Below are 14,856 nucleotides of genomic sequence, written 5' to 3' on the forward strand. Positions count from 1 at the left end.
GCCCTACGCCGCGATGCCCTGCGCCAGCGCCTCGCGCACCGCCGCCAGCGCCTCGGCCCCCTTGTCGGCCTCCGGCCCGCCGGCCTGCGCCATGTCCGGCCGCCCGCCGCCGCCCTTGCCGCCCACCGCCGCTGCCGCCGCGCGCACCAGCGCGACCGCATCGGTGCGCCCCTTCGCCGCTTCGCCCAGCCCGACCACGATGCTCGCCTTGCCCTCGGCGCTGCTGACCAGCGCCACCACATCCGCGGTGCCGCCCTTCAGGATCGCTTCCGCCAGGCCCTTGAGGTCGCGCGCCGGCACTTCGCCCAGGTCGCGCAGCGCGACGCGCAGCCCGGCGATCGTCTCGACCTCCGCGCCGCCGCCGCCGGTCGCGAGCTTCTTGCGGAGTTCCGCCACGTCGCGCTCCAGCCTGCGCCGGTCCTCGACCAGCGCGGCGATGCGCCCGGCCAATTCGCCCGGCTGCACCTTCAGCACCGCGGCCGCGGCGGCCAGGCTTTCCTCCATGCCGGCGACATGCGCCATCGCGGCGTCGCCGGTCACGGCCTCGACACGCCGCACGCCGGCGGCGACCGCGCCTTCGGAGACGATCTTGAACAGCCCGATATCGCCGGTGCGCCGCACATGCGTCCCGCCGCACAGCTCCAGCGAATAGACGCCGTGCTTTTCAACGGCAGCGGGGTCATGCGCCATGCCGACCACGCGGACCTCCTCGCCGTATTTCTCGCCGAACAGCGCCATGGCGCCGGCTTCCACGGCGGCCTCGGGCGTCATCAGGCGGGTGATGACCTCGGCGTTCTCGCGGATGCGCGCATTCACCTCGGCCTCGACCCAATGCAGGTCCTCCTCGGTCATCGGCACGGGCTGGGAGACGTCGAAGCGCAGCCGGTCCGGCGCGTTCAGCGACCCCTTCTGCGCGACATGATTGCCCAGCCGCCGGCGCAGCGCCTCGTGCAGCAGGTGCGTGGCCGAATGGTGGGCGCGGATCTTCGACCGCCGGGTGTGATCGACCTCGGCCGTGACGGCCTGGCCGAGCTTCGCCTCGCCCTCCATCACCGTGCCGACATGCACATACAACGCACCGAGCTTCTTCTGCGTATCCTTCACCGCGATGGTGCAGGCTGGCCCGGCCTGGATGATGCCGGTGTCGCCCACCTGCCCGCCGGATTCCGCATAGAAGGGCGTCTGGTTCAGCAGCACCGCGACCTCGGCGCCGACCGGCGCGGCATCGACCGGCTTGCCGTCCACCACCAGCGCGACGATCTCGCCCTCCGCGCTCTCGGTCGTGTAGCCGAGGAATTCGGTCGCCCCGACCTTTTCCTTCAGATCGAACCAGACGGCTTCCGTCGCGGCCTCCCCGGTGCCGGCCCAGGCGGCGCGCGCGCGCTTGCGCTGCTCCGCCATGGCGGCGTTGAAGCCGTCCACGTCGACCGGGCGGCCCTCGGCGCGCAGCGCGTCCTGCGTCAGGTCCAGCGGGAAGCCATAGGTGTCGTACAGGCGGAACGCCACGTCGCCCGGCAGAGTCTGGCCGGACCCGAGCCGTGCCGTCTCCTCCGCCAGCAACCCCAGCCCGCGCTCCAGCAGCGAGCGGAAGCGCGTCTCCTCCAGCCGCAGCGTCTCGCTGATCAGCGCCTCGGCGCGCACCAGTTCGGGATACGCAGCGCCCATCTGCCGCACCAGCGCCGGCAGCAGCCGGTGCATCAGCGGATCGCGCGACCCCATCATATGCGCGTGCCGCATCGCCCGGCGCAGGATGCGGCGCAGCACATAGCCGCGGCCTTCGTTCGACGGCAGCACGCCATCGGCGATCAGGAAGGCGCCGGCGCGCAGGTGGTCCGCCACCACGCGGTGGCTGGACCGGAATGGCCCGTCAGGCTCCTGCCCCGTGGCTTCCGCGGAGGCCAGGATGATCGCCCGCAGCGTGTCGGTGTCGTAGTTGTCGTGCTTGCCCTGCAGGATGGCGGCGAAGCGTTCGAGGCCCATGCCGGTGTCGATCGAAGGCCGCGGCAGAGGGTTGCGCGTGCCGGCCGGTTCCTCGAGGAACTGCATGAACACCAGGTTCCAGATCTCGATGAACCGGTCGCCATCCTCGTTCGGGCTGCCAGGCGGGCCGCCGGGGATCTTGTCGCCATGGTCGAAGAAGATCTCGGAGCACGGGCCACACGGCCCGGTATCACCCATGCGCCAGAAATTGTCGGAGGTGCTGATGCGGATGATCCGGCTGTCCGGCAGCCCGGCGACCTTCTTCCAGATCGCCGCGGCGTCGTCGTCCTCGGAATAGACGGTGACCAGCAGCCGGTCCTTGGGCAGCGCGAAATCCTTCGTCAGCAGGTCCCACGCATACGGGATCGCCTGGTCCTTGAAGTAGTCGCCAAAGGAGAAATTCCCCAGCATTTCGAAGAAGGTATGGTGCCGCGCGGTGTAGCCGACATTGTCCAGGTCGTTGTGCTTGCCGCCCGCGCGCACGGATTTCTGCGCGGTGGTGGCGCGCTTGTAGGGGCGGGTCTCCTGCCCGGTGAACACGTTCTTGAACTGCACCATGCCGCTGTTCGCGAACATCAGCGTGGGGTCGTTGCGCGGCACCAGCGGGGAGCTGTCCACCACCTCGTGCCCATTGCGGGCGAAGTAGTCGAGGAAGGTGGCGCGGATGTCGTTGCTGCTGGTCATGTCCTGCCCGTCGCGTCGCGCTGCAAGGCCCGCCGGAGGCGACGGGCGCACAAGGTCGCGACAGGTAGCGCGCGGGCAGCGGGGCGTGAAGGGGTGCGCCACCGGGAAGACCATGCCCGCCCGCCGCGTTCCCCGCGCGATGGCCCGCGACCCCCGCGGACCGAACGGAGCCACGCCGCGATGCAGACGCATGACGACGAGCCGGTGGCGGAGCGCATCGCCCGCCTGCGAAGCCGTATCCCCGCGCCGAAGCCGGGGCCGTCCCGGATCGACCAGGTCCTGGCGGCGGTCAGCCTGGTCATGGGCGCCAGCCTCGCCGCGACGGCCGGGCTGGCGCTGCCGTGACGCGGCGGCGCGCTGGGGTCAGTCCGGCCCGGTGCCCGGCGGACCGTCGCGCGCGTCGCGGCGCAGATGCTCCAGAGTGTCCCCCTGGCGCCGCTCCTTGCCGAAATCCGGGCCGCCTTCCTTGCGTTCGTCGGGGCGGTGGCGTGGGTCGGGCTGCTGCGTCGTCGCGGGCGGCGTGGCCGGTGGAAGAACAGGACGTCGTGGCGCGTTCATCAGGGGAACCTCCTGCCGGGTCGAACGTTCCACGCGCAGGCGGGTTGCCCGCCCGATGCCGCTCGCGGCAGCAGAAACATGGATTTCCCGTCATTCAGGTCGAGAGGAACACCCGATGATGCTCCGCCCCTTGCTGCTGACGGCGCTGGTCGCCGCCCTGCCGCTGGTCACACCCCCTGCCCGCGCCGATGATGGCTGCCGCGGCCGCATCAGCGCCGAGGACGCCATCCGCATAGCCCGCGCCGCCGGCCTTGTGCGCGTGACGGACGTCGACTGCGACGACGGCAAGTGGGAGGTCGAGGGCCGCGATGCCCGCGGGCGCGAGATCGAGGTCGACGTCAGCGCGCACGACGGCAGAATCCTGGATGTGGACCGCGACGACTGAAGCGCCTTGCCCGGCGGGGGTGACGCCCCCGCCGGCGCAGGTCCGGCGCTATTCCGCCGCCATCGCCTCGTCGTCGCCCGCGCTCTCGCCGGCCAGCATCTGGTCGACCAGAAGCCCGGCCTGGCCGCGCACGCGCTGCTCGATGGAGTGCGCCATCTCCGGGTGGTCGCGCAGGAACTGCTTGGCGTTCTCGCGGCCCTGGCCGATGCGCTGGCTGTCGCAACTGAACCAGGCACCCGACTTCTCGACCACATTGGCCTTCACGCCCAGGTCGATCAGCTCGCCGACCTTGCTGATGCCCTCGCCGTACATGATGTCGAACTCGACCTCGCGGAACGGCGGGGCCATCTTGTTCTTCACCACCTTCACGCGGGTGTGGTTGCCGGTCACCTCGTCGCGGTCCTTGATGGCGCCGATGCGGCGGATCTCCATGCGGACGGACGCGTAGAACTTCAGCGCATTGCCGCCCGTGGTGGTCTCCGGATTGCCGAACATCACGCCGATCTTGAGCCGGATCTGGTTCAGGAAGATCAGCAGCGTGTTCGACTTGGACACCGACCCGGTCAGCTTGCGCAGCGCCTGCGACATCAGCCGCGCATGCAGGCCGACATGGGTGTCGCCCATCTCGCCCTCCAGTTCCGCGCGCGGCACCAGGGCGGCCACGGAATCCACCACCAGCACGTCGATCGCGCCCGATCGCACCAGCGTATCGGCGATCTCGAGCGCCTGCTCGCCCGCATCCGGCTGGCTGATCAGCAGGTTGTCCACATCGACGCCGAGCTTCTTGGCATAGCCGGGGTCGAGCGCGTGCTCGGCATCCACGAAGGCGCAGGTGCCGCCCTTCTTCTGGGCCTCGGCGATGACATGCAGCGCGAGGGTGGTCTTGCCCGAGGATTCCGGCCCGTAGATCTCGATGATGCGCCCCTTGGGCAGCCCACCGATCCCCAGCGCCAAGTCCAGCCCCAGCGAGCCGGAGGACACCACCTCGATCTCGCCCTGCTGCGACTGCCTGGCGCCGAGCCGCATGATCGAGCCCTTGCCGAAGGACCGTTCGATCTGGCTCAGCGCAGCGTCCAGCGCCTTTCCCTTGTCCATGCCCTTGCCCCGCTCCACCACAGGTTTATCAACCATAGGGCGATCTCCTTCAGGCGTCTATCGCCCAATAATCGAGAGGCCCACCCGGACCCCCTGCCGCCCCACCCGCGCATGGCGGGGCGATTCGACGCAAGCGGAGCATGCGCGAAACCTGCCGGTTCGACAAGAACATATTAAGAACATGCCCGCCGCGCGCATGTCGCCGCGCGCGCCAAGCCGGCGCATGCCGGCGAACCCACCACTCGCATCGCGCGCCGCGCGATCCGCGAGCGCAAAGCGCGACCGCGCCAAACCCGCCAGCCGCCCCCGGCCCACCAGCCCCCGGCGCGCAAGCCAAGCCGGCGCATGCCGGCGCCCGGCGCCTGGGCCTCAACAGTAACTCAAGCGGTGGCGACAGCCGCCGCCAACTCGGCCATGCGGAACGGCTTCTCCAGGAAGCGCACGCCCTTGCCCGCCAGCCCCTCGCCCACCGTCGCCGCCGCATAGCCCGAGACCAGCACCACCGACAGCCCCGGCAGCCGCGCCTGCAACGCCTCCGCCAGCGCCAGCCCGTCCATCTCGCCGGGCATCGTCACGTCGGTCACCAGCACCTCCGGCACGAAGCCACCCTCGATCACCGCGAGCGCGGCCTCGGCATCCTCCGCCACCTGCACCTCGTGCCCGGCGCCGACCAGGGCGCGGCGCGCCAGCATCCGCAATGGCGGCTCGTCCTCGACCAGCAGCACGCGGCGCGATTCCGCCGCGGGCAGCCCGGCGGCCGGTGCGGCATCGGCCACCGCCGCCGCCTCGCTGCGCGGGAACCACAAGCGGAACACGGTGCCGCGCCCGGGCTCCGAGGCGACCGACACATGCCCGCCCGATTGCCGCAGGATGCCCAGCACCGTGGACAGCCCCAGCCCGGTCCCGCCCTGCCCGCGCCGCGTCGTGAAGAAGGGTTCGAAGATGCGCGGCAGCAGCGCCGGCGCAATGCCGCCGCCCTGGTCGGCCACGCTCAGCACCGCCCAGGCGCCGGGCGGGATCACCGCGCCCTGCGTCACCTCCTCCGCCGCCAGCTCCACCGCGGCCAGGCCGATGCGGATGGTGCCGCCCTCCGGCATGGCGTCGCGCGCATTCACCACCAGGTTCAGCAGCGCCTGGTCGAGCTGCGACGGATCGACCCGCGCGCGCGGCCCCGGCGCTTCGAGTTCCAGCACCAGCGCCTGGCGTGCGCCCAGCAGGCGCGTCAGCAGCGGCGCCATCGCCTCGACCGCGGCGCCCAGCGCCACCACCCGCGGCGCCAGCGCCTGCCGGCTGGCGAAGGCCAGCAACTGCCGCACCAGCCGCGCGCCGCGCCCCGCGCTGTCGAGGATCTGGCGCAGGTCCTCCGCCGTCTCGCTCTCGGGCCCGCGCGCCAGCGCCGCCTCCGCCGCGCCCGAGATCGCGGCCAGCAGGTTGTTGAAGTCATGCGCCACGCCGCCGGCCAATTGGCCGATGGATTGCAGGCGCGCGCCTTCCTCCATCTGCGCCTGCATGCGCCGCCGCGCGGTCACGTCGACCACGCGCATCAGCGCGCCCGGTTCGCCGCGCAGCGGGCGGCAGGCGACCTCGAAGCTCGCATCGGGCGGCAGCGCGGCATTGGCGATGCGCGCCGCCACCGCCGCCGGCGCCCCCGGCCCGGCCAGCGCCGCGGCGATCGCGCCCGCCACGGCGGCGCGCGAATCCTCCACGAACAGCGCCTCGCCCGGCTGCCCCGCCGCGGGCGCCGCGCCGCAGATCTCCGCCAGCGCGCGATTCGCCAGCCGGATGCGCCCGCCGGTGTCGAGCACCGCGAGCCCCGCCGTCTCCTCTGCCTCGAACAACCGGCGAAACGCCGATGCCTCGTGGTCGCGATCCGTCACGCCGTTGGCCCCCGCCCGCCGAGCCGCCAGACATAGGCGATGATCTCGGCCACCGCCTGATAATGCTCGGCCGGGATTTCCGCATCCAGGTCCAGCCGAAACAGCGCGCGCGCGAGTGGCGGATTGGACACGATCGGCACGCGGTTCTCATCGGCCAGCGCGCGGATGCGCGCCGCCACGGCATCCGCACCCTTGGCCACGATGCGCGGCGCGGCCGAACTGCCCTGCTCATAGGCCAGCGCGACGGCGAAGTGCGTCGGGTTGGTCACCACCACGGCGGCCCTGGGCACCGCGGCCATCATGCGCCCGCGCGCGCGCTGCTGGCGCAACTGCCGCAACCGGCCCTTGATCTGCGGGTCGCCTTCGCTCTCGCGCGATTCCTCCTTCAGGTCCTGCCGGCTCATGCGCAGCTTGTGCAGGTGCCGCCAGCGCACCCACAGCCAATCGAGCGCCGCGATCGCCGCGAAGGCCGCCAGCGCGGCCAGCGCCAGGTCGATCGCCGCCCGCCCGCCGGCCGCCAGCAGCACCGCCGGCGGCTGGTACAGCAGCCCCGCCAGCGCCGCCGGATCGCCCAGCGCCCACCACAGCGCCGCCCCCACCAGGCCCAGCTTGACCAGCGTGCGGAGAAACTCGATTGCGCCCTCCGGCCCGAACAGCCGCTTCAGCGCCGCCAGCGGGTTGATGCGCGAGACCTGCGGCGTCAGCCCCTTGGCCGAGACCAGCCCGCGCGTCTGCAACAGCGTCGCGACCAGCGCCCCGGCACCCGCCAGCACCGCGGCCGGCAGCGCCGCCAGCATCCCCAGCCGGCCGAGCTCGACCGCGGCAACCATCGGCGGGATCTCGTGCGCGCGTTCCAGCACGGCACGCAGGCCGCGCAGCATCTCGGCCCCTGCCGGCGGCAGCGCGACCATCAGCCCCAGCACGCCACCGCCCAGCGCGCCGAAGCCGGCCAGTTCGCGCGAAACAGCAACCTGCCCATCCTCGCGCGCCTTCTCGAGGCGCCGCGGCGTGGCGGCTTCCGTGCGGTCTTCCGCCTCGCCGCCCTGCGCGCCGCCCTCGGCCATGGGTCAGCGCAGCCCGGGCAGCGACAGGAAGGCGGCGCGCGCCGCCTCGCCGAAGGCGCCCAGCAAGGCCGGCATCACCGCCCCCAGCAGCGCGAGGCCCAGCAGCACCTGCCCCGGGATCGCGACGAAATACACCTGCACCTGCGGCGCGATGCGCGCCAGCAGCCCGAGCGCCACGTTGATGATGATGGCCGCCACCACGAAGGGCGCCGCCAGGCGCAGCGACAAGGCCAGGCTGTCGCCGGCCGCCTGCGCGAAGGCCTCGGCCCCCGCGCCCGCCGGGAACGGATCGCCCGGCGGCAGCAGCGCGTAGGATTCCGCCAGCGCGCGCAGCGGGATCGCATAAAGCCCGGTGGACAGCACCACCACCACCGCCGCCAGCGACAGCAGCCGCCCCGGCGCGGTGCCGAGCCCGCCCAGCGTCGGGTCCGGCACCATCGCCTGCGCCAGGCCCAGCAGCAGCGCGATCATCTGCCCCGCCACCGCCATCGCCATCATCGCCAGCCGCGCCAGCCCGCCGAGCCACAGCCCGACCAGCACCTCCAGCAGGATCAGCCGCAGCGATTCGCCCACGCTGTCCGGCGCCGCGGGCAAGCCCGGCGCCAGCCCCGGCAGCAGCACCAGCACCAGCGCCAGCCCCAGGCCAAGGCGGATCGTCGCCGGCACCTCCTCCTCGCCCAGCCCCGGCAGCAGCATCACCGCCGCCCCCAGCCGCGCGAAGGCCAGCACCGCCTGGAAGGCCAGCACCGGCAGCGCGGCGAGGAGCTCCGCCTCGCTCACGCCTCAGCCCTTCAGCCCGACATCGACCACCGCCTGGAACAGGCTGCCCGCATAGCCGCGCAGCACGCCCGCCATGAACGGCCCGAGCAGCACCAGCGCGCCGGCCAGCACCGCCACCTTCGGCAGGAAGCCCAGCGTCGCCTCGTTCACCTGGGTCAGCGCCTGCAGCACCGCGATGACCAACCCGGCGATCAGCATGAGCACCAGCAGCGGCCCGCCGATCTGCAGCGCGACCCACAGCGCCTCGCGTCCTGCGAGAGCGACCTCGTTCACCGCCGGACCTTTTTCCGGCGCAGGGTTGTCATGGCGCTACCTCATGGCATGGGTGCAGCCGCGGCGCATCGCGGCACGCCGCGCCGGATGCCCGCCAGGCCCGCGCGCGGCGCCATCCGGCAGCGCCACGGGCCGCATCAGATCGGCATCCGCATCACGTCCTGGTAGGCGGCGACCACGCGGTCGCGCACCGCCACGGCGGTCTGCAAGGTCAGTTCGGCACGGCCCACGGCGAGCACCACGTCGGTCACGCTGCCCTGCCCGGTCAGCGCACGGGTCGATACGGCATCGGCCTCGCGCCCGACCTCGACCGCCTGTTCCATCGCGCGGGTCAGCGCCGCGCCGAAGCCCGCGCCGCCGGTCGGCGACGCCGCATTGGGCAGCGCATCGGCGGCGCGATAGGCCGCGGCGGCGCCGGCGGGGGCGAGCGGAATGCTCATCCGCGCAGCGCCTCGATCGTGCGGGTCAGCATCCCGCGGGTGACTTCCAGCACCGACAGGTTGGCGGCGTAGGACCGCTGCGCCTCGCGCATGTCCATCGTCTCGACCAGGCTGTCGACATTGGGCGTGCGGACATAGCCGCGCGCATCGGCGGCCGGGTGCGACGGGTCGTGGCGCACCGGGAAGTCGCCGGCCGCCGTGCCGACGCGGCTGACCGCCACCAGCGGCGTGCCGAGCTCGCGGTCCATGCGGTTGCGGAAGGTGACGGTCTTGCGGCGATACGGGTCGCCGCCGGCGACCTCCGCCGTGCTGTCGCGGTTCGCGAGGTTCTCCGCCACCACCCGCAGCCGGGTCGATTGCGCCTGCATGCCGGCGGCCGAGATGCGCAGCGCGCGGTCCAGATCCATGATCGTGCCCCCTTACGTATTGCGCCCGAGCGCGGTGCGGAACATCCCGAGGAAGCGCCGGTGCAGCCCGACCGCCAGCGCGTGCGCCGTCTCGGTATCGGCGATGCGGATCGCCTCGCGGTCGAGCGCCACGCCGTTGCCGTCCATGCTGCGATCGGCCAGCCGCCGTTCGGCGCGCGCGCGCGGATCGGCGCCGCCGGCCGGGCCCAGGTGTCGCGGATTGGTCTGCATCAGCGCGGCCGACACCGCCTGGCCGAAGGGCCGCAGGTCCGATGGCCGGAACCCCGGCGTATCGGCATTGGCCACGTTCTGCGACAGCACGCGCTGGCGCGCATCGAGCCATCTCATGCGGCTTTCGGCGAGGGCAACGGTGCCGGTGCGGGTCGGGTCCATACGCACAGGCGTCGCACGCCGCCGCCGAAGGTTCGGTTAATGCGCGTTGCGTGACCCCGGTCGCCGGTGGCCGCCTCCGGTGGCCCGGCCCGGCCGGCAACGCCGCGGTAACCAGGACCGTGTTGACTGCGCCCCATGACGCGACCGGGAAGCGTGGGCGAACATTCGGGAAAGGCACGGCACACCGCCGTCCTGGTGGCCGCCATCGAAGCGATGGAGGCGACGCTTGCCGTCGCCGAGGCGCTGGCCAACGAACGCCGCCGCATCGACCTGGCGGGGCTGGAGGCCGAGGTCGGGCGCATCTGCGCGGCCTCCCTCGCGGTGCCCAAGGGCGCGGCGCGGGATGTGCGGCTGCGCCTCGAAGCCCTCGTGCGCGCGCTCGACCGGCTGCGAACCGGGCTGGCACCACCCTGACCCACCCACCCCGCCGGCAGGAGGCCGCGGCATGACCCCCGACATCTCCCATTGGCTGACGGCGGCGGCATCGCTTCTCGCGGTGATCGGGCTGGTGCTGCTTGGCGCGCGGCTGCTGCGCGCCAGCGGCTTCGCGCCGGCGGCGAAGCCCGGCGCGCGCCTGGGCGTGCAGGAAACCCTGGCGATCGACCCGCGGCGGCGCCTGGTGCTGGTGCGCTGCGACGGGCGCGAGGTGCTGCTGCTGACCGGCGGCACCCAGGACCAGGTGGTCGGCTGGCTGCCGGAGCGCGCGGCATGATCCGCGCGCTGGTCGTCATCGCCTTGCTGCTGCCCGGCGCGGCGCTGGCGCAATCGGTCGCGATCGACCTCGGCCAGGCGGGCCAGGCGGGCGCCACCTCGCGGCTGGTGCAACTGACCGCGCTGATCGGGCTGCTCTCGCTCGCCCCCTCCCTGCTGGTGATGGCGACCGCCTTCACCCGCATCGTCATCGTGCTGGCCCTGCTGCGCAGCGCGATCGGCGCGCAGGGCATCCCGCCCAACCCTGTGCTGGTCGGGCTGGCGCTGTTCCTCACCTTCTTCGTCATGCAGCCGGTCTTCGAGGCCTCCTGGGCGCAGGGGCTGCAACCGCTCTCGGAAGGACGCATCGGGGAGATCGCCGGCCTCGAAGCCGCCGCCGAGCCCTTCCGCCGCTTCATGGCCGCCCAGGTGCGCGAGGACGACCTCGCGCATTTCCTCGACCTGGCGAACCTGCCCGCACCCGCCAGCGCCGAAGCCGCACCCTGGCGCGCCCTGGTGCCCGCCTTCATGGTCGGCGAGCTGAAGCGCGCCTTCGAGATCGGCTTCCTGATCTTCCTGCCCTTCCTGGTGATCGACATGGTGGTCGCCAGCGTCCTGATGTCGCTGGGCATGATGATGCTGCCGCCATCCGTGGTGGCGCTGCCCTTCAAGCTGATCTTCTTCGTGCTGGTCGATGGCTGGCGGCTGGTCTCGGCATCGCTGGTGCAGGGCTTCGTCGGCACGTGAGCCGCGTCACATCGGGCCTGCCCGCAACGGCGTAGCACGCATGCAGCGCCGGAGGCCGCGCCATGCGATGGATGCTGGTGGTCCTGATCCTGTCCGCGGCCATGGCACCCGCCGGGGCCGAGCTGCCGGCCGGCGCGGCCCTGTCGATCGAGGCCGGCGCCCGTGCGCCACGCCCCGCGGCGGCCTGCCGCGCCCCCGACGGCGCGCGGCTCGACCACTGGGCGCTGCTCGCGCGCACCATCGATTCACGCCCGGCCCAGGGCAGCGAGACGCCCGTGCTGCCGATGGCGGCGGGGCGCTACAGCGCCGCCTCCTCCGGCTCGCTGCGCATGGAACTGATGCGCGCGGCGACCGCGCTCAAGGAAGACCTGCCGGGCTGGCAACAGGCCTATTTCATCGGCGCGGCACGCACGGCCGATGACGTGGTGCGCAAGCGCGACCGGCGCGACGCGCTGGGCCGGACGGTCGCGGTGCCCCCCGATGTCGCCCGCGCGGCGATCCTGGTCGGCGTCGACGAACGGCGCGACGACCGCGCCACCATCACCGTCCACATGCCACCCAACCGCAGCGGCTGGTTCGGCGAGGGCTGGCACATCGTGGTGGCGGCCTGCACGGCCGACCACCGGCTGATCGGCTACGGCACGGTGCAGGTCTCGGTGGCACCGCTCGGCCTGTCGCGCGCCATCACCTTCGCGGCGCTGGCCGGGTTCTGGCTGCTCGCGGCCTATGTCGCGGCGCGCGAGAACCGGCGCAAGCTGCATGAATGGTGGCTGCGCATCGGCGGCGCGCCGCCGAGCGAACGCGCCAGCTGGCGCACGGCGCTGAAGCCGGCCAATCGCGACCGCCTGCTGGCCAAGGGGCTGCGCTCGCTCGACCCGGTGTTCATCTCGCAGGATGCGCTCGGGGCCGGCAGCCTCGGTCGGCTGCAATTGCTGGTGCTGTCCTTCGCGGTGATCGGCGTGGTGTTCTACGTCTTCCTGCGCACCGGGGCCTTCGCCGGATTGTCCAACGACATCCTGGCCCTCCTGGGCATCACCGCGGGCGGGTCGGCCTTCGCGCGCGCCGCCGCGCTGCGTCGCCCGCTGCTGGCGGCGCATCGGCGCATCCTGTTCGGCGGCCAGGTGGTCAGCGTGGCCGAACCGATGCCCAGCCTGCGCGACGTGCTGGGCGGCGGCGGTGAGCTGGACGTGACGCGCCTGCAGGCCTTCGCCTTCACCGGCTTCGCGCTGGTGGCGCTGGTGGTGAACGGCGTGGCGGACCTCGCCGCCTTCACCCTGCCGCCGGAGATGCTCTCGGTGCTGGGTCTGTCGCAGGGCGTGTATGTGGTGGGCAAGCTGCTGCCGGCCGAAGCGGAGACGACCTTGCGCAACGACATGGAGACGCTGCGGCGCGAGGCGAGCGAATCGACCAAGGCCGGCGCCGATACGCCCGGCTTCCTCCAGGCCCGCCGCGCCGCCGCGGAAAGCCTGGAGCAGGTCTTCGCCGAACGCTTCGACCGCGACCGCTTCCTCGCGCTGCCCGCGGCGGAACTCGCCTGAACGGCGTCAGCGCGCCGGCAGGTGCTCAGCGATATAGGGCGGCAGGTGGAAGGCGCCGGCGTGGATCTCGGGCGTCCAGTAGCGCGTGGTCCCCAGGATGCCGGCGGCCTGCGCGCGGGCGCGGATTGTCTCGACCGGCACGGCGCGGCAGGCGGCGTCCTTGCCGGCCCAGCCCAGCGTCATGAAGCCGCCGACATAGGTCGGCACGGCCGCCAGATACGCCCAGATGTCCGGGAAGGCCTGGCCGCGGCGGATCGACGTCTCGCGCAGCTCGTCGGCCTGCATGGCCGGCACGCCGCACTGGTTCACCACGATGCCGCGCGGGCCGAGCAGCCGCGCGCAGTTGGCGTAGAATTCATCGGTGAACAGCACCTCGCCCACGCCGATCGGGTCGGTGGAATCGACGATCACCACGTCGAAGGACGCATCCGGCGCGCGGCGCACGTAGTCGATGCCATCCGCCACCAGCACCTGCGCGCGCGGATCGTCCCACGCATCGCCACCGATGCCCGGCAGGTGCTCCTTGGCCAGGCGGATCACCTCGCCATCGATCTCGACCATCACGGCGCGCTGCACGGTGCGGTGCTGCAGCACGCGCTTGAGCACCCCGCCATCGCCGGCGCCGATGATCAGCACGTTCTTCGCATCGCCATGCGCCAGCAGCGGCACATGGGCGATCATCTCCTGGTAGGAGAACTCATCCGCCTCGGTGATCTGCACCACGCCGTCGAGCATCATGACGCGGCCATGCGTCTCGCTCTCGAAGATCAGGATGTCCTGGAAGCCGGACGTCACGCGCGCGAGCTCGCGCTTCACCCGGAAGCGCTGGCCCCAGGCTTCGTAGAGCGTCTCGTTCACCCAGAGGTCATAGGCCATCGCGGCGATCCCCCATCAAGCGAAAGGGCCGGGCGATGCCACCCGGCCCCTGTCACGACGTCGATGCGTCGCGGCCTTACCCGATCAGGCCGCGCTTGTGCTCGGCCAGCTGCACGCGCTCGGGCAGGAAGCCGCGCTTGAGCGCCGGCAGCGCCTTGTACGGGTCGCATTCGCCGCAGACGAAGATGTCCAGCGCCGCATAGTCGCGTTCCGGCCACGAATGGATCGACACGTGGCTCTCGGCCAGCACCAGCACGCCCGACACCCCGCCATTGGGCGAGAAGTGATGGAAATGCCCGTGCAGGATCGTGGCACCCGTCGCCAGCGCGGCCTCGCGCAGCACGGCATCGATGTGGTCGGGGTCGTCGAGGTTCGTCGCCCCCCACAGGTCGATGATCACATGCGTCCCGGCGTAGCGAACGCCGTTGCGCGCGATGAAGTAATCCTTCTCGGGGTGCACCGAGCGGTCTTCGTCAATGTTCCGGGTGTCGCTCGGCAAATCCGAGACCATCCCCGGTTGGACGAGAGCATCCATGTGAGGGCTCCTTCCAGCCAGCAGATGACCAGGGCGGTCGGGGAAGTCCGACCATTTGGGTCAACGGCCGCGCGATATGAGGCAAGGGGTCCCCGGGCGCAAGTGAAATTCACCCCCTTGGGGGAAAAATCGTAGCCGGTAACCGGAAAAATTGCAGTCCCCCCACCCGGGGGACGCGCAACTCAGCGCGCGACCTGCACGCCCGCCCGCAAGGCCTCCAGCCGCGTCGGCAGCACCCGCAGCACGCCGAGCTCCCGTTGCAGCCGCGGCAGGTCGGCCACGCCGCGCAACGGATCGGCGGTCAGCATGTCGAAGGCCTCGGCCAGCGGGCCGTCGGCCATGCGCGCGCCATGCGCCTCCCGCAGCGCGGCCAGCACATCGTCCTGGCCGGCCAGCGCGGCATAGGCGGCGGCGCGGGCCAGCGCGGCGCGGTCCGCCGGCCCGAGCGGCGCCGGCGCCGGCGGCAGCGCGGCCAGGTACTGTCCCTTATACCCATCTCAAGCTGCCCACGACATGCAGTTTGTAGTTCCCGTC

19 protein-coding genes are annotated in these 14,856 nt (G+C 72.3%); 6 read left to right on the forward strand and 13 right to left on the reverse strand.

Annotated elements, in window-relative coordinates:
- Positions 1 to 3: 3 nt before the first annotated feature.
- A complete protein-coding gene (alaS, locus tag LQ222_RS14040) occupies positions 4 to 2,664 on the reverse strand; it encodes an alanine--tRNA ligase (protein ID WP_230167290.1) in 2,661 nt (886 codons plus the stop codon).
- A gap of 180 nt (positions 2,665 to 2,844) precedes the next feature.
- On the opposite strand from alaS, the gene LQ222_RS14045 reads away from it, so the two are divergent.
- Positions 2,845 to 3,009 (forward strand): hypothetical protein, encoded by a 165-nt coding sequence (locus tag LQ222_RS14045; RefSeq protein WP_230167292.1) that lies wholly within the window; start codon positions 2,845 to 2,847, stop codon positions 3,007 to 3,009.
- 18 nt (positions 3,010 to 3,027) lie between these two features.
- On the opposite strand, the gene LQ222_RS14050 is transcribed toward LQ222_RS14045, so the two are convergent.
- Complete coding sequence (locus LQ222_RS14050) at positions 3,028 to 3,222, reverse strand: hypothetical protein (RefSeq protein ID WP_230167294.1); 195 nt, start codon at positions 3,220 to 3,222, stop codon at positions 3,028 to 3,030.
- A gap of 115 nt (positions 3,223 to 3,337) precedes the next feature.
- Here LQ222_RS14050 and LQ222_RS14055 point away from each other — a divergent pair, with 115 nt between their 5' ends.
- On the forward strand, positions 3,338 to 3,607 hold the full coding sequence (locus LQ222_RS14055) for a PepSY domain-containing protein (protein WP_230167295.1): 270 nt from the start codon (positions 3,338 to 3,340) through the stop codon (positions 3,605 to 3,607).
- A gap of 48 nt (positions 3,608 to 3,655) precedes the next feature.
- Here LQ222_RS14055 and recA read toward each other — a convergent pair whose 3' ends face one another.
- The 8 genes from recA to LQ222_RS14095 all read right to left on the reverse strand — a co-directional run bounded on the left by recA (position 3,656) and on the right by LQ222_RS14095 (position 9,891).
- A complete protein-coding gene (gene recA / locus LQ222_RS14060; protein ID WP_230167325.1) occupies positions 3,656 to 4,702 on the reverse strand; it encodes a recombinase RecA in 1,047 nt (348 codons plus the stop codon).
- A gap of 380 nt (positions 4,703 to 5,082) precedes the next feature.
- Entirely contained in the window at positions 5,083 to 6,579 is a 1,497-nt protein-coding gene (locus LQ222_RS14065; RefSeq protein WP_230167297.1) for an ATP-binding protein, read from the reverse strand.
- A complete protein-coding gene (locus tag LQ222_RS14070) occupies positions 6,576 to 7,643 on the reverse strand; it encodes a flagellar biosynthesis protein FlhB (protein WP_230167299.1) in 1,068 nt (355 codons plus the stop codon). The genes LQ222_RS14065 and LQ222_RS14070 overlap by 4 nt, the downstream gene beginning before the upstream one ends.
- 3 nt (positions 7,644 to 7,646) lie before the next feature.
- Entirely contained in the window at positions 7,647 to 8,423 is a 777-nt protein-coding gene (locus LQ222_RS14075) for a flagellar biosynthetic protein FliR (RefSeq protein ID WP_230167301.1), read from the reverse strand.
- Between the two features lie 3 nt (positions 8,424 to 8,426).
- Positions 8,427 to 8,696, reverse strand: a complete 270-nt coding sequence (locus LQ222_RS14080; protein ID WP_230167302.1) for a flagellar biosynthetic protein FliQ — start codon at positions 8,694 to 8,696, stop codon at positions 8,427 to 8,429.
- A gap of 137 nt (positions 8,697 to 8,833) precedes the next feature.
- A complete protein-coding gene (locus tag LQ222_RS14085) occupies positions 8,834 to 9,136 on the reverse strand; it encodes a flagellar hook-basal body complex protein FliE (RefSeq protein WP_230167304.1) in 303 nt (100 codons plus the stop codon).
- Entirely contained in the window at positions 9,133 to 9,543 is a 411-nt protein-coding gene (gene flgC, locus LQ222_RS14090) for a flagellar basal body rod protein FlgC (protein ID WP_230167306.1), read from the reverse strand. The genes LQ222_RS14085 and flgC overlap by 4 nt, the downstream gene beginning before the upstream one ends.
- A 12-nt stretch (positions 9,544 to 9,555) precedes the next feature.
- Complete coding sequence (locus LQ222_RS14095; protein WP_230167308.1) at positions 9,556 to 9,891, reverse strand: flagellar basal body protein; 336 nt, start codon at positions 9,889 to 9,891, stop codon at positions 9,556 to 9,558.
- 180 nt (positions 9,892 to 10,071) lie between these two features.
- Between LQ222_RS14095 and LQ222_RS14100 the strand changes: the two genes are divergently transcribed.
- The 4 genes from LQ222_RS14100 to LQ222_RS14115 all read left to right on the forward strand — a co-directional run bounded on the left by LQ222_RS14100 (position 10,072) and on the right by LQ222_RS14115 (position 12,911).
- Complete coding sequence (locus tag LQ222_RS14100) at positions 10,072 to 10,350, forward strand: hypothetical protein (RefSeq protein ID WP_230167310.1); 279 nt, start codon at positions 10,072 to 10,074, stop codon at positions 10,348 to 10,350.
- Between the two features lie 31 nt (positions 10,351 to 10,381).
- Complete coding sequence (locus tag LQ222_RS14105) at positions 10,382 to 10,648, forward strand: flagellar biosynthetic protein FliO (protein ID WP_230167312.1); 267 nt, start codon at positions 10,382 to 10,384, stop codon at positions 10,646 to 10,648.
- On the forward strand, positions 10,645 to 11,373 hold the full coding sequence (fliP, locus tag LQ222_RS14110; protein ID WP_230167314.1) for a flagellar type III secretion system pore protein FliP: 729 nt from the start codon (positions 10,645 to 10,647) through the stop codon (positions 11,371 to 11,373). The genes LQ222_RS14105 and fliP overlap by 4 nt, the downstream gene beginning before the upstream one ends.
- A 62-nt stretch (positions 11,374 to 11,435) precedes the next feature.
- A complete protein-coding gene (locus LQ222_RS14115) occupies positions 11,436 to 12,911 on the forward strand; it encodes a hypothetical protein (protein WP_230167316.1) in 1,476 nt (491 codons plus the stop codon).
- 6 nt (positions 12,912 to 12,917) lie between these two features.
- Here the strand turns inward: LQ222_RS14115 and speE are convergent, their stop codons facing one another.
- The 3 genes from speE to LQ222_RS14130 all read right to left on the reverse strand — a co-directional run bounded on the left by speE (position 12,918) and on the right by LQ222_RS14130 (position 14,663).
- Entirely contained in the window at positions 12,918 to 13,787 is an 870-nt protein-coding gene (gene speE / locus LQ222_RS14120) for a polyamine aminopropyltransferase (RefSeq protein ID WP_230167318.1), read from the reverse strand.
- 76 nt (positions 13,788 to 13,863) lie between these two features.
- Entirely contained in the window at positions 13,864 to 14,322 is a 459-nt protein-coding gene (gene speD / locus LQ222_RS14125) for an adenosylmethionine decarboxylase (protein WP_230167320.1), read from the reverse strand.
- Between the two features lie 182 nt (positions 14,323 to 14,504).
- On the reverse strand, positions 14,505 to 14,663 hold the full coding sequence (locus LQ222_RS14130; protein WP_230167322.1) for a hypothetical protein: 159 nt from the start codon (positions 14,661 to 14,663) through the stop codon (positions 14,505 to 14,507).
- Positions 14,664 to 14,856: the final 193 nt, after the last annotated feature.

The organism is Roseomonas sp. CECT 9278, from assembly GCF_918698155.1.
Lineage (GTDB): Bacteria > Pseudomonadota > Alphaproteobacteria > Acetobacterales > Acetobacteraceae > Neoroseomonas.